Origin of the sequence: Allorhizobium borbori (assembly GCF_014196535.1) — a bacterium.
Taxonomy (GTDB): Bacteria; Pseudomonadota; Alphaproteobacteria; order Rhizobiales; family Rhizobiaceae; genus Ectorhizobium; species Ectorhizobium borbori.
Map to the genome: position 1 here is coordinate 1 of NZ_JACIDU010000007.1, position 17,939 is coordinate 17,939.

Genomic DNA, 17,939 nt, shown 5'->3' on the forward strand with positions numbered 1-17,939 from the left:
CGAGCGCACGTCTTTCGGACCGGTTGGCAGGTCCTTCACCGCCGTGCGCCGCTTCCACTTAGCTACTGTCTTCTGGTTAATCCCATAGCGCTTCGCCAGAACCCTCAGGCTCTCTTGACTATGTTGTATCGCTCGACGGACTGCCTCTGTCGTGCGGGCGCTCCCGTGTAGAATTTGACCCATAGCGCATCCCTCCATTCATGGCTGAATAATGCACCATCAAATGCCGGGACTAAACACCTAGCAGGGGAATGCCCCTGGGTGCGTCAAGCAGCGTCACGCGCAAGGCTGAGGTCCATACGAAAGCCATGGCGGTGAGGCAAAGGCCGACGGCGATAGCCAGGCTGAGGCCGTATTTCCGGTAAAGCCGCAGTGTTTCCGGTGCGACGAGGACCACGGCTCCAAGGAGCGGCAGGCCGAAATGGAGAAGCTGGGCGGCAGTGTGCCCGGTGTCCATACAATCGCCTTCCTTCTAACCCTGACGGTTCCCTTGAGCTCAGTCTGACGTGGGAGCGCCTTTTCGTCGTTTCAACCATGCTTTACGCGTTATCGCGTAGAAGACGTGACGTTTCAGGTGCGGGTGTGTGTCGGGCACGCGGGGATGGTCGAAATCCATGGCCGGCATGCGTGTGAGGCCAAGGCGTTCCATGACCGCCGTCGAGCGGCGATTTGCCGGAACGGCGAAGGAAACGACGGCGTCGAGCTTCTTCACATCGAAGGCGTAATCCAGAAGGGTGCGGGCTGCTTCGGTCACATAGCCCTTGCCCCAGAAGCGGACGGCCAGCCGCCAGCCGATTTCGATGGTTTCTTCCGGAAAAAGGCCGGGCATGGCGGCGGGCATCAGCGCGCAGAAGCCGATGGGCTCGTCGGTATCCTTTAGCGCCAGTGCATAGGCGCCATAACCGGTGGTAGCGATCTCGCTTGCCACCTTGCCCATGAAGGCATCGGCCTCTTCTACGGAGCGCCGATGCGGGAAGAATTCCATCACCTTCGGATCGCTGTTGATTTCGTAAAACAGCGGCCTATCGCTTTCCTGCCAGTTTCGAACCCGCAGACGCTCGGTCTCCAGGATGTCACCGGTGTTGCTCATGCCGTCGCGAAATCGGACTTGCGGTAGCCCTGGATGTAAAGGAGTGCGGTGAGGTCGCCGTGATCGACGCGGATCTTCGCCTGGGCGGCGACAGAGGGCTTGGCATGCAGCGCCACACCGGAGCCGGCCAGATGCAGCATGCCGAGGTCGTTGGCGCCGTCGCCCACCGCAATCGCTTCGTCCGGAGAAATGCCGAGGGTGGCTGCAATATCGTTCAGCGCATCGACCTTGGCTTCGCGCCCCAGAATGGGGTCGGCGACGATGCCGGCCAGCTTGCCGTCATCCTCGATCAACAGATTGGCGCGGTTTTCATGGAAGCCGAGGATTTCCGCCACGCGGCTGGTGAAGGCGGTGAAGCCGCCGGAGACCAGTGCGGTGTAATGACCCTTCGCCTTCATGGTAGCGATGAGTTCGCGGCCGCCCGGCGTCAGTGTGATGCGCTTTTCGATAACCTCGCCGATGACGGAGACCGGCAGCCCCTTTAGAAGGGCGACGCGCTCGCGCAGCGCCGGTTCAAAGGCGATTTCACCGTTCATGGCCCGGGCGGTGATTTCCGACACCTTTTCCTTGAGACCGGCTTCGGCGGCCAGTTCATCGATGCATTCCTGCTCGATCATGGTCGAATCCATATCGGCGATCAGGAGCTTCTTGCGGCGGGTTTCCGCCTGCTGGATGACGAGGTCGACAGGGTCGGTGCCGATCAGCGCCCGGATGGCGGCCTCGGCCTTGTCCGGATCAATGAAATCGGGCAGGGGAATATCGCAGGCCACACCATTGGCCAGCCAGTAAAGCGATTTCGAACCGGCGGTCTCCGCAGCCTTCTCACCGAATGCCGGCGTAAGAACGGGATTTGACGGATTGGCGATCAGCGTGGCAACTAGGCCCATGACGATAAACCTTGACGACGATTTGGATGCCGTTCTGATAACCGGGCCGACGGCCAGCGGCAAGTCCGCTTTGGCGCTTGATCTGGCCTGTCGGTATAATGGCACGGTCATCAATGCAGACAGCATGCAGGTCTACGATACATTGCGGGTGTTGACGGCCCGCCCCCCCGTGGAGGAAGAGGCCGCCGCACCGCACCGGCTTTACGGCCATGTATCCGCCAGCCGTTCCTATTCCACAGGTGAATGGTTGCGTGATGTGGAGACGTTGCTGCGCGCATTGAAAGCCGAAGGCCGGTTGCCGGTCTTTGTCGGCGGCACCGGACTTTACTTCAGGGCGTTGACCGGCGGACTTTCGGACATGCCGGAGATCGATCAGGACATTCGCTGCCGGGTGCGGCTTCGCCTGAAGGAAGAAGGGCCGGAGGCTCTTCATGCCGAACTTGGCGCCCGCGACGCAGAAACGGCAGCGGTGCTTCAGCCGGCGGACGGTCAGCGTATCGTGCGGGCGCTGGAGGTGCTGGAGGCAACGGGTCGTTCGATCCGTACCTTTCAGGGCAAGGCCGGGCCGATGCTGGTCGATCCGGCGCGGGCGGCGAAATTCGTGGTTCTTCCGGAGCGAGAGGTGCTGCACGAGCGGATCAACCGGCGCTTCGGCCTGATGCTCGATCAGGGCGCGCAAGACGAGGTGCAGGCGCTTCTGGCGCTGAAGCTCGCTGACGATCTGCCGGTGATGAAGGCCATTGGCGTGCGAGACATTGCCGCCCTCATCGATGGCACGATGAGCCGCGCCGAGGTCGAGGAGCGCGGCGCGGCCGCTACTCGGCAATACGCCAAGCGGCAGATGACCTGGTTCCGCAACCAGATGGACGAGAGCTGGCAGCGGATCGCGCCCCCGCCGTAAACCCGTCAGTCGGGATCGCGCAGGCTGCTGAGCGGCTTCTTGAGAATGCTTTCGCGCAGCGAGGGGCGTGGTGCATCCCTGCGCAGCGACGACGCGCCGCCCATCGAGGGATCGAGTGGCGGTGACGCGCGATAGAGCGATGACGGGGGCGTCTTGAAATCATCACGCGGGGCAACCGGCTCGCGGCGTAGTTCATCCTGCCAGGCAGTCACATCGCGTTCGCTGTTGGCGCTGAAGATATCGCCTTCGCTTCGGGTATCGGCGGCACCCTGTTCGCGTTCGCTCATATATTGGGAATAGGAGGCCTGGAAGGCGCTGATATCCGGGCCGGACGATACGCCGCGCATGCGACCGACGATCCGGCGCAGATCGACCTGATCGGACATTTCCTCGATGTCGCGATGGACGGCGCTGTTGGCCTTGGGCAGATTGTCTTCCTTCACGCGCTCGAAGCGCATGCGCATGGGAATGGCGATGGCCTCCCCGAAGGCGATGGCTTCACCGTTGCCGATGGAGGAGAGGAAGTTCGTGGTCGAGATGGAGGAGTTCGGGATGGCCGAACGGATGATGTCCTTGTCGAGATCGTTGGCCAGCCGCATGGCAAACAGCGTCGAACACTGGGAAAGAATCGTCTGGTCCAGTTCGTTCGGGCGCTGGGTGATGACACCGAGCGACACGCCGTATTTGCGGCCTTCCTTGGCAATGCGGGCAATGGCCTGACGCGTGGGGAAGAAGCCGAGATTGGGATCGGCGGGCACATAGCGGTGCGCTTCCTCGCACACAACCAGCATGTGGATTGCGCCATTCGACCAGAGCGCCAGTTCAAACGCCATGCGGCACAGAACGGAAGCCACCGAGTTCACGACTTCGGAGGGAATGCCGGCGAGCTGGAAGGTGGAGATCGGGCGGTCATCGCCGGGAATACGGAAGATCTGCGCGATGGTCTCCATGATCGTGTCGCTGATCGTGTTGTTGGAGAACATGAAGTGGTAGCGCGGATCGTTGATCGCGGAGATGATGCGCATCTTCAGCGAACGCAGGAACGGCTTTTCGCTGCGGCCTTCGAGGCGGCCAATGCGATCATCGATCAACGCCAGCAGGTCCGCCATGCGATATGGTACCGGCGTATCGGCGGAGATGGTCGCGGTCTTTTCGCTCTGGCGGCGCATGAGTGCGGAATCGCCGCCCCGGAAAGCCTTCTTGGCCTCGGGCAGCAGATCGCGCAGGAAGTCGAGTTCTTCCGGCACGGCCGGCCGGCCACGGAACAGAACTTCGGCGAATTCCTCAAGCCGCATCAGCCAGAAGGGCAGGTCGAGATTGTCCGTGTCGATGACGACGGAATGGTTGGGAAAGGCGGCAGCAAATTCATTGTGCGGATCAAGAATGAGGACACGCAGCTTGGGGTCGGACTGGATGGCCTTGTGCAGCAGAAGCGAGACGGCGGTGGACTTGCCGACACCTGTGGAGCCAACAATGGCGAAGTGTTTGGATAGCATCGAGGGGATATGAATGGTCGCCTCGATGGATTCGTCCTGCGACAGGCGACCCACGCAACAGTTTTCGCGTTTGTTGGCGTCGTAGATGCAGCGCAGATCGGCCGCGCGAATGCGATGGGCGACAGCACCGAGATAGGGATAGCGCGAAATGCCGGTCGAGAAGGTGGACTGCCCATCCGGACCCGGACGGATCTCGCCCAGAATTTCGACTTCGATCTCGAAGGGAATGTCGACGGCTTCCTCCCATCCGCCCTGTTGGGTGCGCATGGAATAGGCCAGCGCCACGACGCGGTTGTCGCCAACGGAAATGGAAATCAAACGACCGACGGACCAGAGTTCGGTCAGATCCGTGCCGCCCTTTTCCGCAATGGCGGCGATCGTTGCCCGCGCGCCGTTGCATGAGACGATGCGCCCCAGAAGCCGATTGCCCGGTCGGTCAACACGGCGCTCTGAGTCGTCGTTAGGTGCGGGCATATCGTAGCCGTCTCCGAACAATTGAATGCTCCTCATCATGAGAAATGCTGGGCGGGCTTCATGCAACCGTCCAAACCCAATGTTGCGAGATCATTACCCCGGCTCATTTAATAACTGGTGTAGCTATTGCGCGCTTGTGGCGAAAACGGTGGCAGATAATGCTTTGGTCGCCTGTTTTTCAGGCTGGCAGGCGTTGACGGAAGCGGTGTTTGCGTCTAACAAAACACCCATGAAAAATTTCGCAAACCTTATCGTAGTGGGACGGCGCATGGGCAGGATGGTGTAACCATCCGGCGGTAGCCACCCATGCGCTAAACGAGGCTCCTCCAGGGGGCCTTTTTTTATGCCCGCAACGATCCCAAACTTCGAGAAGAAACGGACAAAGGCATGACAGCGACAGAGAACCAGATGACGGGCGCGGAAATCGTCCTGCAGGCGCTGAAGGACAACGGCGTCGAACATATCTTCGGCTATCCGGGCGGCGCCGTGCTGCCGATCTATGACGAGATCTTCCAGCAGGAAGAAATCCAGCACATTCTCGTTCGCCACGAACAGGGCGCGGGTCATGCGGCGGAAGGTTATGCCCGCTCCACCGGCAAGGTTGGGGTGTTGCTGGTCACGTCTGGTCCGGGTGCGACGAATGCCGTCACCCCGTTGCAGGATGCGCTGATGGATTCGATCCCGCTCGTCTGCATTTCCGGCCAGGTTCCCACGACGCTGATCGGTTCCGACGCCTTCCAGGAATGCGATACGGTCGGCATCACGCGCCCCTGCACCAAGCACAACTGGCTGGTCAAGGACGTCAACGATCTCGCCCGCATCATTCATGAGGCATTCCGCATTGCCCAGTCCGGTCGTCCGGGTCCGGTCGTCGTCGATATTCCGAAGGACGTCCAGTTCGCCAAGGGCACCTATGTTCCGCCGGAAAAGCACAAGATCCAGACCAGCTACCAGCCGAAGACGGAAGGCAACCCGCACGCCATTGCCGCCGCCGTCGAGCTGATGGCGAATGCCCGTCGCCCGATCCTCTATACCGGCGGTGGCGTCGTCAACTCCGGCCCTGAGGCCACCAGGCTGCTGCGCGAACTCGCCGCGCTGACCGGATTTCCGGTGACCTCGACGCTGATGGGGCTCGGTTGCTATCCGGCATCGGGCGAGGCATGGCTCGGAATGCTGGGCATGCATGGCACCTATGAAGCCAACATGGCGATGCACGATTGCGACGTCATGGTTTGCATCGGCGCGCGTTTCGATGACCGTATCACCGGCCGCCTCGACGCCTTCTCACCGAATTCCAAGAAGATCCACATCGATATCGATCCGTCTTCGGTTAACAAGACCGTTCGCGTCGATGTTCCGGTGATCGGCGACATCACCAAGGTGCTGGCCGAAATGGTCAGCCAGTGGAAGGGGCTCGTGACGACGCCGGACAAGGCCCGCCTTGCCGAATGGTGGCAGGGGATCGCCCGCTGGCGTGCGCGCAATTCGCTGGCCTACACCCCCAGCAACGATGTCATCATGCCGCAATATGCCATCCAGAGGCTCTATGAGGCCTCCAAGGGCAAGGACACCTACATCACCACCGAAGTCGGTCAGCACCAGATGTGGGCGGCCCAGTATTTCGGTTTCGAGGCGCCGAACCGCTGGATGACTTCGGGCGGTCTCGGCACGATGGGTTACGGTTTCCCGGCGGCTATCGGCGTGCAGATCGCGCATCCGGATGCGCTGGTCATCGATATCGCCGGTGATGCTTCGATCCAGATGTGCATTCAGGAAATGTCCTGCGCGGTGCAGTACAATGCACCGGTCAAGATCTTCATCCTGAACAACCAGTACATGGGCATGGTGCGCCAGTGGCAGCAGCTTCTGCACGGCAATCGCCTGTCGAATTCCTACACGGAAGCGATGCCGGACTTCGTGAAGCTGGCGGAAGCCTATGGCGCCGTTGGCCTGCGCTGTGAAAAGCCGGAGGACCTGGACGGTGCGCTGGCAGAGATGATTGCCGTCAAGAAGCCGGTCATCTTCGATTGCCGCGTCGCCAATCTGGCCAACTGCTTCCCGATGATTCCCTCGGGCCGCGCCCATAACGACATGCTGCTGCCCGACGAAGCAACCGACGAGGCAGTCGCTAACGCCATCGACGCCAAGGGCCGCCAGCTCGTTTAAGCCGGAACGTGGAGAAACCATCATGAACGCACAGCATCAGCCGACCGGCTCCGCCTACTTCATCGCCAAGGAGAAGCAGGCCATCGAATCCCGCACCCTATCGATTCTCGTCGATAACGAACCGGGCGTCCTTGCCCGTGTTATCGGCCTGTTCTCGGGACGCGGCTACAACATCGAAAGCCTGACCGTTTCGGAGACGGAGCATGAAGCGCACCTATCGCGCATCACCATCGTCACGCGCGGCACCTCCACGGTGCTGGAGCAGATCAAGGCGCAACTCGAACGCATCATTCCGGTTCACCGGGTGGTGGACCTGACGACCCGCGCCATCGAACTCGGTCAGGAGCGCCCCATCGAGCGTGAAGTGGCGCTGCTGAAGGTCGCCGGCACGGGTGAGGCCCGCTCGGAGACGCTTCGTCTGGCCGATTCCTTCGGCGCCAAGGTGGTGGATGCGACCGTGGAGCATTTCGTCTTCGAAATCACCGGTAAGTCTGCCAAGATCGACCAGTTCGTGGCGATCATGAGGCCGCTCGGCCTCATTGAAATCTGCCGGAGCGGTATCGCGGCCGTGAACCGCGGCCCGCAGGGCATGTAAGGTCCGAAGCCGGACAGACAAACGGGAGTGGCGGCGGTGCGGGACAAGGACTGGATACCTTCATCCGGAACCCGCATCGGTGCGACCCGCTTCGTCCGGCAGGATTTTCCCTGGCTTCACCATTATTTCGGGGGGAAGCCGCTTCGATCCACGCTGTCGTCGGGTATAGGCGGCATCGTTTTGTGGGGTGGGCGTGTGCCGGCACAGATCGCCCGCGCCGTTGCCCGGCTGCGCGGCATACCGTTCTGGAACCTTGAGGACGGGTTCCTGCGCTCCGTCGGCCTCGGCAAGGAAAAGTCCTTGCCGATTTCCATTTCGATCGATGATCTCGGCATGGCGGTCAATGCCTTTGCCCCTTCGCGGCTGGAGCGCTTGATCGCCGGTGCTGCCGGAGGACCGGAGGGCGATTTCGGGCGCGCTATTCGCGAGGCGATCATTGCCAACCGGCTGTCCAAATACAACAATCTGCCGCATCGCACCGTTGCGTTCGAGCGCACGGGCAAGCGGCGCATCCTTTTGGTCGATCAGGTGTTCGGCGATGTATCGGTGCCGTCGGCTGGCGGATCGCCCGCTGCCTTCGACAGGATGCTGGCGGACGCGGTGGCGAGCGGCGCGCAGTGTATCGTGCGAACCCATCCGGATGTGATGGCCGGCTTCCGCAAGGGTTATTTGACCGAAAAGGCAGCGACGATGCCGGGCGTTTTGCTGCACGCCGAGCCCGTATCCGCGGCCTCCATTCTTGATGTAGTGGACGAGGTCTGGACCATGTCCAGCCAGTTCGGGCTCGATGCGTTGTTGCGCGGCCTGCCGGTGCGTTGCTATGCGGCGCCGTTCTATTCCGGCTGGGGACTGACGGATGACCGCTTCGATGAGCCGGTCCGGTCCGTGGTGGCCACGCGCCGACAGGCACGCCCGAGCCTCGATCAACTCGTGGCTGCTGCCTTCGGACATTTCCCGATTTATCGGGAAACCACGGGCTGGCGGGAAATCGACGTGTTCCAGGCGATCGAAACGCTGGCTGCCGAGCGCGCACGGCTTGGCATCGACTAAAACAGGGTCAGCGACGGCCGGTTCAGCATCAGCCAGAGAATGCCGACCACCGCGAGGAAGGCCGGAAAGCCGCAGGCAAACCAGACGGCGTAGAGACGATGCCAGCGGGCGGGCAGTTCGGTTTTGGCGCAGGCGGCCTCGCGGGCCATGTTCCGCAGCTTGATCTGTATCCAGACCACCGGCAGCCAGAACAGGCCCGTCAGCACATAAAGCGCCAGCGACAGCACGATCCAGCCCTCCGTCAGCGGCCAGCCGATTTCGAGCGCCAGCAGCGCACCGGTGATCGGCTGGAGCAGAACGGCGGTGGCGGTGAACAGCGTATCGGCGATCACCACGGTTTCCGAGACATGGGCAATCAGCGCCGGATTACCTGTGCGCCGGGCCATCACCATGAAGAAGGCGATGCCCGCGCCGGTGCCGAAGAGTACCGTGGCGCCGATGACGTGCAGAAGCCGTAGTATGTCCTCATAGACCATCAGCGTTCATCCAGAATGGCAAGTGTCGCAAGCGTCAGGGCGAGCGAGGGCAGGACCTTGACATAGGGGCCGAGCGGATCGAGCCAGAGGCCGGGTTCGAGCAGTGTGCCGCCGCCGAGATAGGCGAGCGAGACGGTGAGCATTCCCAGAAGCGCGCGCCGGGCATAGGGGCGGTACAGCACGGCAAGACCCAATGCGACATCGAGGGCACAGGTCAGAAGCACTACGGACATGGCCGCGTAAGTCGACATGAAGGGCGCGAAATGTGCGGCGGCGACCGACGGGCCGAGTAGTGGAATGAGGCCCGACAGGAGCCAGAACAGCGAAAGGACGAGGATGGCCATGGGCTTCAGCAGATAGAGCCGGGCAAACCAGAGATCCTGAACGCCGGAGGGCTTTTCCGCGAGCGCACGGGCTATGGGTGCGAAGGCAAACGGGGTGGGGAGGAACCCGTCGCCGATAACTCCCTCCGACATCACCGCCATGGCGGTGGAGCGTAGCGGCGAGCGCCAGCCGAGCCTTCCGGCAAGATCGGCCATGCCGCTCACCGGGCGGGCGATGAAGGCGGGCAGGGGCATGACCCGGGCCTTGGGCAGGCCGAGCCAGCCACGATGCAGTGCAACGAGATCGGCGAGTGTGGCCGTCTCGCCGCTTGCAAGGCCGAGGTCGCTGCCGGAGCGAATGTCGCCTGAAAGCGCCATGCTGACGGCCTTCGTCACATCCTCCATTGCCACCGCTTCGACTGGCTGGTGGGCATGAACGAGCGGCTGGATGAGGGGGAGTGCGGCCAGAGCCCGCAGCAGCGCGGTGCCGCCATGGGCGTTTCGTCCGATGACGAGTGCCGGACGCAGGATGACATGTGGCAGGCCACTGGCTTTCAGCGCTTCATCGGCCTGACGGCGGGTTTTCAGGAAGGGCAGTTCGGCGGCCGCGCCTTCGGTGCGGGCGGAAACCTGCACGATGAGGGGGCTGCCGCGCCGTTTCGCTTCCTCATAAAGCGCAATCATGGCGCGCTGCTGGGTCGCATGGAGATCGTCGGCCTGACCGTCCTGAAGCGCGCCGGCGCAATTGATGATGGCATCCATACCTTCGAGCAGTGGAGTGAAATCTTCCGGCTTGGCCAGCCGTGCGAGATCGGCGGCGATCCAGCGGGCGCCGGGAAAGCGTTGTCTGGCCTTTGCGGGGTCGCGGCCGAGCCCGGTCACCGTATGACCTTCCGCCAGAAGGCGGGCGAGAATGGCCGAGCCGATAAAGCCTGTGGCGCCGAGAATCAGGATTTTCATGATTTCGAGACTAGGCAGCAAAGCCGGGGCTGAAAAGCGGCTTCGGATTACACGGGCAATTGCCGGTAAACGGCGTCGGCCACCTGACGGAGCATATCGCGGGAGATTTCGCCGCTGACGGCGCAGCCGATGTCCTGATCGAGCCAATAGAAGGTTTCGACGCCATCGGCGGAGGCAAAGCGGAAGCTGGTTTCCTTGTTTTCCCGGTTGCGTCCGATCAGCACTGTCAGTCGTTCACCTGTCTGATCCTCGTACATGAACATCGCGCCGGGCTGCCCGCCGACCGGCAGCAGGCGACCGCCCACGAGCCTGAAGCCGAGCGGCTGGAGGTTCGGCACCTTTAGGTCGGTCATCGCGAGACGTTTGCCCAGCCAGGCGGCCAGATGCGCCTCGTCATCGGCGAAAACCTCGACGGGATGACGGACCTCGCTGGCATAGACGAGGAAGGCGTTGCGCGCCTCGGTCGGCAGCAGGTCGGTGGAGGCGAGCCGTTCCGAAGGTGTGGTGGGAAAGCGCGGCGTGGCATAACCACCAAGGGCGCCGGCAGCAAAGATCAGTACGGCGGCCGCAGCGAGGGTCAGGCGGCGCGGTTGCCAATAGCCGGGTGCTGGGCGTGGGACGAGGAGGTTGATGTCACCGGGTCTCGACTGTTCGAACGAACCGAAGGCGGCGCGCAGGTCGTCGTTCTGGGCCTGCCAGTCGGCCACCAGTGCGGCATCCTCGGGATGATCGGCAAGATAAAGGGCCACACGGGCACGGGCTTCCGCGTCGAGCTGTCCGTCGACATAGGCGTTGAGTTCCGCATCGGTGGGGCGGGTCTGTTCGTTCATTGCGTTCTCCGCAGCGGGATAATGTTCTCCTCCCGCATCTTTTCGCGCAAAGCCTGCCGCGCGCGCGACAGGCGGGACATGACCGTGCCTTCGGGAATGCCGAGTATTTCGGCAACCTCCCTGTAGGCATAGCCTTCGACGACGACGAGCATCAGCACGGCGCGCGCATCGGGCGGCAGCGCCTGCACGGCCTGTTGCAGCCGGCCTTTCTCAAGCGGGTCTTCGGTGGAAGGCGCAGGCAGCGTTTCCGCCTCCTCGATGCTGACGGCGGGGCGGCGGCGCAGCGTGCGGCGGGCGTTGAAATGCAGGTTTGTCATGATGCGGCAGGCCCAGGCCTTGAGGTTGGAGCCATGCCATTGCGCCCGGTTCACCAGCGCCTTTTCGACGCAATCCTGCAGCAGATCCTCGCTCTCCTCCCCGGAGCGCGTCAGGCTGCGGGAATAGCGTCTAAGCTGCGGCAGAAGCGCCAGCATTTCGGCCTCGAAAGAGAGCGGCGCTCTGGCCGCTCCCTCGCGGACGGGGTTCGTCGGGTCAGGGTTTTGCGACATTCCAGACGCCGTTCATGCCATCGCCGGTCGTATCGCCTGCCTTCATGTCCTTCACCCAGAAATAGAGCGGCATGCCATCCTTGGCCCACTGCTTGGACCCGTCTTTGCGGGTGACGAGCGAGTATGCCCCATCGGCCTTCGCACCGGAAGCGGCCATCAGCGGCGGCCAGTTCTTGGCGCACATGTCGTAGCAGACGGACTCACCCTTCTTGTCGTTCTTGAAGGTGTAGAGCGTCATGCCGTTTTCACCGGCAAGAACTTCACCCTTGTCGGTTTTCATGGTCTTCACGGGGGCAGCGAAAGCCGCGGTGGCGCCAAGCAGAAGCGCCAGCGGCGCAAGATAAAGGGTCTTCATGGGAATCTCCCGGATCGAGGCGGTCATCGGCAACCGCATGGATCAAGACACCGCAGGGCGCCGATTTATTCCCGAGCGTGGGAAAAAAGTTGCTTGAGACAAGATAAATCGTGTTTGATCTGGTTTCGTTCTATTTTCAGGTTGCGATTTGGGCTCGAATCCTGCCAAACCCTTTTCATGCAATTCGCTCCGCAACAGGATGAGGCCCTGAAGGCCGTTTCGCAATGGCTGAAGGACGGCAAGACGCCCGTGTTCCGGCTGTTCGGCTATGCCGGGACCGGCAAGACGACGCTTGCCCGCTATTTTGCCGAGCATGTGGATGGCGACGTGCTGTTTGCCGCCTTTACCGGCAAGGCGGCGCAGGTTTTGCGCTCGCGCGGCGCATCGAATGCCCGCACCATCCATTCGCTGATCTATCGCCCCAAGGGCGAGGAAGAGGTGGAGGACGAGGTGACGGGCAAGACATCGGTCACGCCGATGTTTTCCATCAACCGCCAGAGCCCGCTCGCCAAGGCGGCGCTCATCGTCATTGATGAATGCTCGATGGTGGACGAGGCGCTGGGGCGCGATCTCATGAGCTTCGGGCGGCCGATCCTCGTGCTCGGCGATCCCGGGCAGTTGCCCCCGGTTTCGGGCGGCGGTTTCTTCACCGATCACGAGCCCGATTTTCTGCTGACCGAAATCCACCGTCAGGCGCGCGACAATCCGATCATTCAGCTTGCCATGCGGGTGCGTGAGGGGCAGGACCTTGCCTATGGCGATTACGGCGCGGCCAAGGTCATTTCCAAGCGAGATGTGACGCAGGAACTGGTGCTCGATGCCGATCAGGTTCTCGTCGGCACCAACCGCACGCGCCGACGGTATAACCAGAGGCTTCGCGAACTCAAGGGCTTTACCGCCGCCTATCCGCAATCCGGCGACAAGCTGGTGTGCCTGCGCAACGACCCGGCCAAGGGGCTGCTCAACGGTTCGCTGTGGCAGGTCATGAGTTCGTCGCGGGAAACGGTCAAGCCTGGTATCAATCTGCTGATCCGCCCCGAAGACGACGACATGGATCGTGGATCCGCCAAGATCAAGTTGCTGAAGGCCGTGTTCGAAGACCCGGAGGGCGAAATTCCCTGGCAGACGCGTCGCCGTTATGACGAGTTCGACTACGGCTATGCCCTGACCGTCCACAAGGCACAGGGTTCCCAGTGGAACAATGTTGTTTTGTTCGATGAGAGTTTTGCTTTCCGCGACAGTCGTGAGCGCTGGCTCTACACAGCCGTGACGCGGGCAGCCGAGACTCTGACCATCGTTCAGTGACTTGGTCCGACCGGACAAGCGCCGGGATGTCGTGCGACGCCTGCATCACCCCTTCTTGCTGGCGTTCGATCAGTCTGAAATCATGCCGGCGATCAGGGCCTTGGCGATCGCCTGGGAGCGATTGGCGGCACCGAAGCGGGCAATAATCTCCCGTTCCAGGTTGGCCGCTTCCGGCAGGGCAATGTCGAAGGCCGCCGCGATGCGATCGAGGGCAAAGCCCCGCGCCATCATTTGCAGGCATTGCGTTTCGCGTTCGCCCAATGCCGGGCGGGATCGATCTTCGTCGGGATAGTCCGGCACCACCTGATTGAGCAGGTTTTCCAGTTGCTGCATCTGCCTGCGGATCGTGGAAATGCCGGCGGTCAGTTCCCGCTTGCAGGACAGGAGCGCGTTGCGGAAAATCGCGTCGGCTTCCTCCGGCGTTTCCGCCTCGCTCATGGCCCCGAGCATTTCCTGAATGATGGCGACGGGCATGCCGCCTTCGCGGCAGGCACTGACCACGGCCATGCGCGTGATGTCGTCATGGGTGTAAACCCGCATCGCGCCGGCCCGGCTCGCCGTGATCAGCCCCTTTTCCTCGTAGAAATGCAGGGTGCGGTGTGTGACGCCGAACAGTTCAGCCATGTCGGCAATCGACAGGGGAGCAGGCGGCAGAGGTGTCGGCAGACCAATATGTGGCATTTTGCGACTGGAGGGTGTATCGCTTTGGCCCGACGTCGTATGTCCGGTATGCTGGGCGGCATTCTCCATGTGTCCCCCTTTTCAAGCAAAAGCCCAAAACCATTCAACAAATTCAGGTTAACACGATTCGGACAGCCGCCCCGACCCCAAGTTGTCGCGGGTCGGAATCTGTCAAGGGAAGAATGCTGCGGTTGCGAAAATTATGCGTTGGAGCGCTTCAGCGCGTCGCGGCTTGCATCCCGAAGCATGCGGAGGTTGGAGTAGATGTTTCCCGGCCGCCCGGTGGGAACGAGCTTCCTCTGGCAGGCTTTTGCGTTGATGAAAGCGAGGCGGGCATTGGTGTTGTTGTAGAGTTCCGTCAGCGACATGCACTGCATCAGATCGCTGGAAATGCCCTGTTGTGCGGCAAAGCGGTAGATTTCACCTGAGACCGGCAGGGTTGATGACGCGAGGTCGAGAGCAATGGTTTCCAGTCGCGTGGTGGCGTCGCTGTCGTAGAGATCGTAGGACGCCTGGTAGATAATGTCGCCGGTGGCATCGTGCACAAGGCTCATTTCCAGACTGCCGGCGATGGCGCCGGGTTTCACCGCAATGCGAAATCGAAGCCGTGAATCCATGTTTTCGGCGGAGGCGAGGTCATCGGAGACCGACATGATGTCGATTGTTGCTTCCCGGTTTCCAGCTTCGCGAATTGTATCCTCGAGCTTTTTCGCCAGATTGGAATCCAGCCCGGTATTATCGATGACGACACGGGGGATCTGGGTGCTCGGCGGGGGGCTTCCTGAGAGGAGGGGCGCGGGTGGCGCGGGCGGGGTGGTGGCGAGTGCGTTCAGATTGAAGGCGGCAAGCGCCAGATTCAGCGCCGTGAGCCCTGCGTAGGCGAAAAGGCGCATCCGCAGCGGTTTTTGGGCGAAAACTTCGATCGGCTGCGGATCGATGATCAGTTGCCGGAGAACGGCCGGCGGCGGGCATTCCTGCCGGTTCATCTTGTACTGGGGAACATAACCGCCGGTCGGGATACTGATGCGGATGGGATCATCCAGCCCTTCCGTATCGTAATAGCGCTCAAGAAGCTTGCGCAGCTTGCCGGCCTGGACACGCACGAGCGGATCGCTCGAAGGATCGAATTCCTCCGGTCGGCCGAAAACATCAACGCCAATGGAATAGCCCTTGAGGGCTTGCGCTGCACCGCTCTGTTCCTTCTGGACAACATACCGGAGAAAGCTGCGGAGCTTTTCCGAGCGAGCGAAAGTCTGGCTGGCGAGGACTTTCTCCACGCTCACTTCCACTGCCTCCGCATTGATGTACAACGAATGTGTCATGCTGCTTTCTTGAACTGCTTTTAAGGAGAGACATTCTCTCGCGAAAGCGTGTCGCACGGTACGCCCCCGCGTTTTTATAGGCCTAGCTTAAATATATGCAATCCATGCCGGGTGACTGATTTAAGGCAAATGTTGCGGGGGTTGGCTTTCGTCATGCGAAGACCTTGCAATCACGATATTTTTAGCGTTGTTTGCAGGCCGGTACCGCCAAATTTTTTTACCATATGGACAAAACCATCATGTCAGTGTCGCTTTCCGTGAACGTCAACGCTATCGCCATGCTTCGAAACCGCCGCGATCTGCCCTGGCCGGATCTGCGTGCGCTTGGCCGGATCGCGCTTGAGGCGGGGGCGGCGGGTCTGACGGTCCATCCTCGCCCCGATCAGCGCCACATTCGCTTCAGCGACCTTCCCGTGCTGCGCGCCCTGATCGATGACGAATTTCCGCACGCCGAGTTCAATATCGAGGGTTATCCCTCTGACGATTTCATCGAATTGTGCCGGATCAACCAGCCGGAGCAGGTGACGCTGGTGCCGGACGATCCACGTCAGGCGACGTCCGATCATGGCTGGGATTTTCTGGCGAACCGCGCTTTGCTGAAGGATACGGTCGGGCGATTGAAGGCCGATGGCGCTCGTGTCTCGCTGTTTGCCGATGGCGACACCAGCCTCGAGGCGCTGGAAGTGGCGCGTGAGGTGGGAGCTGAGCGTATCGAGCTTTACACGGGGCCCTATGGTGGCTGTTATGACGATGCCGACCGGGCAAAGCGCATTGCCGAGGCGCTTGGCCAGACCGCGGAGCGTGCCCGTTCGCTCGGTCTCGGCGTCAATGCGGGCCACGATCTGACGGTCGAGAACCTGCCGATGCTGGTGAAGCGCATTCCCTTCATCGAGGAGGTCTCCATTGGCCATGGGCTGACGGCGGATGCGCTTATTTACGGCATGGCGGAGACAGTGCGCCGCTTCCGTCGCGCCTGCGGCCAGACGGTCTGAACCTTTCGGATTGCCGACACAAAAAGACCCGCCGGTGAGGCGGGTCTTGTCGTTTCAATCTTCGATCGTTCAACCGGCGAGGGCGGCCTTGGCCGAGGCCACATAGGCCTTGAACGGCACGGGATCGCGGCCCGTCAGCGCCTTGAAGTCGTCCGTCACCGGCTCGAACAGGCCCTTGCGCTGGTTGGCGTCGAAGGAGGCGAAGGTGAGCGCGACCGGTACAGGGAAGCCGGCGCCCTTCAGGCCTTCGACAAGCTGCTCATTGGTAATCTGGATCGCGGTGAGGGGCTTGCCGGTCGCTTCGCTGACGATTGATGCGACTTCTTCCGCGGTGAAGGCTTGCGCACCCGTGAGCGTGTAGACGGCATTTTCGATCGACGTCCTGGCAAGGCCGGCGGCGATGGCGCGGGCCACGTCCTCGCGGGCGATATAGGGAATGCGACCTTCACCGGTGGCAACGAACCACTGGCCGGTGGTGAGCGCATGGGGCAGGGCGAAGAGAATGTTTTCCTGATACCAGTTGTTGCGGAAGAAGGTGTAGGAGAGGCCGCTTTCCTTGATCGCGACTTCGGTGCCGAGATGATCGGGCGCGAAGAGGACGGCGGATTCGTCCGGACGCGGCAGCGAGGTGTAGAAGATGCGACCGACGCCGGCGGCCTTGGCAGCGGCAACGGCCGCCTTGTGCTGCTTCAGGCGGGTGCCTTCGCCATCCAGAGCATCGGTGGATATGATGAGAAGTTTATCGACCCCGGCGAAGGCTGCGGCCAGTGCATCCGCCTCGTTGAAATCGACCTTGCGGGTTTCGATACCTTTGGCGGCGAGGTCTGCGAGCTTTTCCGGGGTGCGGCTGGCGGCGATGATATCGCCCGCCGGAACCTTTTCCGTTTCCAACAGATGCTTGATGACGAGGGAGCCGAGTTTGCCGGCGGCGCCGCTGACGAGGATCTTGCCCATGACGTTTCCTTTTTTGACCCGAGCACCGGGATTGGCGCTCTCAAAATGAGACTAGGTGCAAAATAGGAATTGACGACGGCTTGTAAAGGAGGCAGTTTTTTAGCCCAAGGTTACAAAAAGGGAACTGCCATGGACGCGCGCGTGTCGTCGCAGGCCATCCGGTTGGACATACTGGAAACGCTGGATTTCAACAATTGTCCTGTGCGCGACGTGATGGGCCAGATTGGCGGCAAGTGGGCGCCGCTGCTTCTGATTTCGCTCTCGGAGCGGCCCTACAGGTTCAGCGATTTGCGCCGGTCGGTACCGGATATTTCGCAGCGGATGCTGACGCAGACCCTGCGCGATCTGGAGCGGGACGGGTTTGTGGCGCGAACCGTTTATCCCACCAAGCCGCCGAGTGTGGAATATGCGCTGACGCCGCTGGGGCGCTCCCTTCTGGTTCCCCTTTCCGGCGTCATCAACTGGGCCGAGAGCAATCACGAGGCCGTTCGGGCAGCGCGGATTCGTTATGATGCTGCGTGAAGACGGCGGGCG

20 protein-coding genes are annotated in these 17,939 nt (G+C 61.7%); 7 read left to right on the top strand and 13 right to left on the bottom strand.

All coding sequences use genetic code 11. The features are described 5' to 3' along the window. From GGQ66_RS09655 to serB, 4 genes are all read right to left on the bottom strand, one after another. Positions 1–183, bottom strand: a 183-nt coding sequence (locus GGQ66_RS09655; protein ID WP_370686323.1) for a helix-turn-helix domain-containing protein, incomplete at its 3' end; no start/stop codon positions are given. Between the two features lie 49 nt (positions 184–232). Then, positions 233–457 (bottom strand): hypothetical protein, encoded by a 225-nt coding sequence (locus GGQ66_RS09660; protein WP_183791901.1) that lies wholly within the window; start codon positions 455–457, stop codon positions 233–235. Positions 458–496: 39 nt separating this feature from the next. Next, on the bottom strand, positions 497–1,090 hold the full coding sequence (locus GGQ66_RS09665; RefSeq protein WP_183791903.1) for a GNAT family N-acetyltransferase: 594 nt from the start codon (positions 1,088–1,090) through the stop codon (positions 497–499). Beyond that, a complete protein-coding gene (gene serB, locus GGQ66_RS09670) occupies positions 1,087–1,977 on the bottom strand; it encodes a phosphoserine phosphatase SerB (RefSeq protein WP_183791905.1) in 891 nt (296 codons plus the stop codon). Before serB ends, GGQ66_RS09665 begins: the two co-directional genes overlap by 4 nt. Between serB and miaA the strand changes: the two genes are divergently transcribed. After that, positions 1,976–2,878, top strand: a complete 903-nt coding sequence (gene miaA, locus GGQ66_RS09675; RefSeq protein WP_183791907.1) for a tRNA (adenosine(37)-N6)-dimethylallyltransferase MiaA — start codon at positions 1,976–1,978, stop codon at positions 2,876–2,878. The two genes, serB and miaA, sit on opposite strands and share 2 nt — an antisense overlap. Before the next feature lie 5 nt (positions 2,879–2,883). Here miaA and GGQ66_RS09680 read toward each other — a convergent pair whose 3' ends face one another. Then, positions 2,884–4,848 (bottom strand): ATP-binding protein, encoded by a 1,965-nt coding sequence (locus tag GGQ66_RS09680; RefSeq protein ID WP_183791909.1) that lies wholly within the window; start codon positions 4,846–4,848, stop codon positions 2,884–2,886. A gap of 387 nt (positions 4,849–5,235) precedes the next feature. On the opposite strand from GGQ66_RS09680, the gene GGQ66_RS09685 reads away from it, so the two are divergent. The 3 genes from GGQ66_RS09685 to GGQ66_RS09695 are packed head-to-tail and all read left to right on the top strand — an operon-like array spanning position 5,236 to position 8,659. Further along, positions 5,236–7,014 (top strand): acetolactate synthase 3 large subunit, encoded by a 1,779-nt coding sequence (locus GGQ66_RS09685; protein WP_183791911.1) that lies wholly within the window; start codon positions 5,236–5,238, stop codon positions 7,012–7,014. A 22-nt stretch (positions 7,015–7,036) separates the two neighbouring features. Continuing rightward, positions 7,037–7,609, top strand: coding sequence for an acetolactate synthase small subunit (gene ilvN / locus GGQ66_RS09690; RefSeq protein WP_183791913.1), 573 nt, complete (start codon positions 7,037–7,039; stop codon positions 7,607–7,609). Positions 7,610–7,645: 36 nt separating this feature from the next. Next, positions 7,646–8,659, top strand: a complete 1,014-nt coding sequence (locus tag GGQ66_RS09695) for a capsular polysaccharide export protein, LipB/KpsS family (protein WP_370686324.1) — start codon at positions 7,646–7,648, stop codon at positions 8,657–8,659. Here the strand turns inward: GGQ66_RS09695 and GGQ66_RS09700 are convergent. The 5 genes from GGQ66_RS09700 to GGQ66_RS09720 are packed head-to-tail and all read right to left on the bottom strand — an operon-like array spanning position 8,656 to position 12,151. After that, positions 8,656–9,135, bottom strand: a complete 480-nt coding sequence (locus GGQ66_RS09700; protein WP_183791917.1) for a DUF2269 family protein — start codon at positions 9,133–9,135, stop codon at positions 8,656–8,658. The two genes, GGQ66_RS09695 and GGQ66_RS09700, sit on opposite strands and share 4 nt — an antisense overlap. Beyond that, positions 9,135–10,418 carry an SDR family oxidoreductase gene (locus GGQ66_RS09705; RefSeq protein ID WP_183791919.1) on the bottom strand — a complete coding sequence of 428 codons (1,284 nt, stop codon included), beginning with the start codon at positions 10,416–10,418 and terminating at the stop codon, positions 9,135–9,137. Before GGQ66_RS09705 ends, GGQ66_RS09700 begins: the two co-directional genes overlap by 1 nt. A 47-nt stretch (positions 10,419–10,465) precedes the next feature. Further along, the gene (locus tag GGQ66_RS09710) at positions 10,466–11,248 is read right to left on the bottom strand and encodes an anti-sigma factor family protein (RefSeq protein WP_183791921.1); all 783 of its coding nucleotides are present in this window, start codon (positions 11,246–11,248) and stop codon (positions 10,466–10,468) included. After that, complete coding sequence (locus GGQ66_RS09715; RefSeq protein WP_183791923.1) at positions 11,245–11,796, bottom strand: RNA polymerase sigma factor; 552 nt, start codon at positions 11,794–11,796, stop codon at positions 11,245–11,247. Before GGQ66_RS09715 ends, GGQ66_RS09710 begins: the two co-directional genes overlap by 4 nt. Next, complete coding sequence (locus GGQ66_RS09720; protein ID WP_183791926.1) at positions 11,780–12,151, bottom strand: COG4315 family predicted lipoprotein; 372 nt, start codon at positions 12,149–12,151, stop codon at positions 11,780–11,782. The genes GGQ66_RS09715 and GGQ66_RS09720 overlap by 17 nt, the downstream gene beginning before the upstream one ends. 177 nt (positions 12,152–12,328) lie before the next feature. Here GGQ66_RS09720 and GGQ66_RS09725 point away from each other — a divergent pair, with 177 nt between their 5' ends. Then, positions 12,329–13,456: an ATP-dependent DNA helicase gene (locus GGQ66_RS09725; RefSeq protein WP_183791928.1), complete on the top strand. Its 1,128-nt coding sequence runs from the start codon at positions 12,329–12,331 to the stop codon at positions 13,454–13,456. A gap of 69 nt (positions 13,457–13,525) precedes the next feature. On the opposite strand, the gene GGQ66_RS09730 is transcribed toward GGQ66_RS09725, so the two are convergent. Together GGQ66_RS09730 and GGQ66_RS09735 are read right to left on the bottom strand one after the other, a co-directional pair. Further along, positions 13,526–14,080, bottom strand: a complete 555-nt coding sequence (locus tag GGQ66_RS09730; RefSeq protein WP_183791930.1) for a MerR family transcriptional regulator — start codon at positions 14,078–14,080, stop codon at positions 13,526–13,528. Between the two features lie 257 nt (positions 14,081–14,337). Then, positions 14,338–15,459, bottom strand: coding sequence for a hypothetical protein (locus tag GGQ66_RS09735; RefSeq protein ID WP_183791932.1), 1,122 nt, complete (start codon positions 15,457–15,459; stop codon positions 14,338–14,340). A gap of 239 nt (positions 15,460–15,698) precedes the next feature. Between GGQ66_RS09735 and GGQ66_RS09740 the strand changes: the two genes are divergently transcribed. Continuing rightward, a complete protein-coding gene (locus GGQ66_RS09740) occupies positions 15,699–16,451 on the top strand; it encodes a pyridoxine 5'-phosphate synthase (RefSeq protein ID WP_183791934.1) in 753 nt (250 codons plus the stop codon). 69 nt (positions 16,452–16,520) lie between these two features. On the opposite strand, the gene GGQ66_RS09745 is transcribed toward GGQ66_RS09740, so the two are convergent. Beyond that, complete coding sequence (locus GGQ66_RS09745) at positions 16,521–17,405, bottom strand: SDR family oxidoreductase (protein ID WP_183791936.1); 885 nt, start codon at positions 17,403–17,405, stop codon at positions 16,521–16,523. Between the two features lie 129 nt (positions 17,406–17,534). On the opposite strand from GGQ66_RS09745, the gene GGQ66_RS09750 reads away from it, so the two are divergent. Then, a complete protein-coding gene (locus GGQ66_RS09750; RefSeq protein ID WP_183791938.1) occupies positions 17,535–17,927 on the top strand; it encodes a winged helix-turn-helix transcriptional regulator in 393 nt (130 codons plus the stop codon). The last annotated feature ends 12 nt before the right edge of the window (positions 17,928–17,939 follow it).

Excerpts from the sequence above, each read along its gene's own strand:
- GGQ66_RS09660 (WP_183791901.1), bottom strand. The coding sequence starts at position 457 with ATGGACACCGGGCACACTGCCGCCCAGCTTCTCCATTTCGGCCTGCCG.
- GGQ66_RS09665 (WP_183791903.1), bottom strand. The coding sequence starts at position 1,090 with ATGAGCAACACCGGTGACATCCTGGAGACCGAGCGTCTGCGGGTTCGA.
- miaA (WP_183791907.1), top strand. The coding sequence starts at position 1,976 with ATGACGATAAACCTTGACGACGATTTGGATGCCGTTCTGATAACCGGG.
- serB (WP_183791905.1), bottom strand. The coding sequence starts at position 1,977 with ATGGGCCTAGTTGCCACGCTGATCGCCAATCCGTCAAATCCCGTTCTT.
- GGQ66_RS09680 (WP_183791909.1), bottom strand. The coding sequence starts at position 4,848 with ATGCCCGCACCTAACGACGACTCAGAGCGCCGTGTTGACCGACCGGGC.
- GGQ66_RS09685 (WP_183791911.1), top strand. The coding sequence starts at position 5,236 with ATGACAGCGACAGAGAACCAGATGACGGGCGCGGAAATCGTCCTGCAG.
- ilvN (WP_183791913.1), top strand. The coding sequence starts at position 7,037 with ATGAACGCACAGCATCAGCCGACCGGCTCCGCCTACTTCATCGCCAAG.
- GGQ66_RS09700 (WP_183791917.1), bottom strand. The coding sequence starts at position 9,135 with ATGGTCTATGAGGACATACTACGGCTTCTGCACGTCATCGGCGCCACG.
- GGQ66_RS09705 (WP_183791919.1), bottom strand. The coding sequence starts at position 10,418 with ATGAAAATCCTGATTCTCGGCGCCACAGGCTTTATCGGCTCGGCCATT.
- GGQ66_RS09710 (WP_183791921.1), bottom strand. The coding sequence starts at position 11,248 with ATGAACGAACAGACCCGCCCCACCGATGCGGAACTCAACGCCTATGTC.
- GGQ66_RS09715 (WP_183791923.1), bottom strand. The coding sequence starts at position 11,796 with ATGTCGCAAAACCCTGACCCGACGAACCCCGTCCGCGAGGGAGCGGCC.
- GGQ66_RS09720 (WP_183791926.1), bottom strand. The coding sequence starts at position 12,151 with ATGAAGACCCTTTATCTTGCGCCGCTGGCGCTTCTGCTTGGCGCCACC.
- GGQ66_RS09725 (WP_183791928.1), top strand. The coding sequence starts at position 12,329 with ATGCAATTCGCTCCGCAACAGGATGAGGCCCTGAAGGCCGTTTCGCAA.
- GGQ66_RS09730 (WP_183791930.1), bottom strand. The coding sequence starts at position 14,080 with ATGGCTGAACTGTTCGGCGTCACACACCGCACCCTGCATTTCTACGAG.
- GGQ66_RS09735 (WP_183791932.1), bottom strand. The coding sequence starts at position 15,459 with ATGACACATTCGTTGTACATCAATGCGGAGGCAGTGGAAGTGAGCGTG.
- GGQ66_RS09740 (WP_183791934.1), top strand. The coding sequence starts at position 15,699 with ATGTCAGTGTCGCTTTCCGTGAACGTCAACGCTATCGCCATGCTTCGA.
- GGQ66_RS09745 (WP_183791936.1), bottom strand. The coding sequence starts at position 17,405 with ATGGGCAAGATCCTCGTCAGCGGCGCCGCCGGCAAACTCGGCTCCCTC.
- GGQ66_RS09750 (WP_183791938.1), top strand. The coding sequence starts at position 17,535 with ATGGACGCGCGCGTGTCGTCGCAGGCCATCCGGTTGGACATACTGGAA.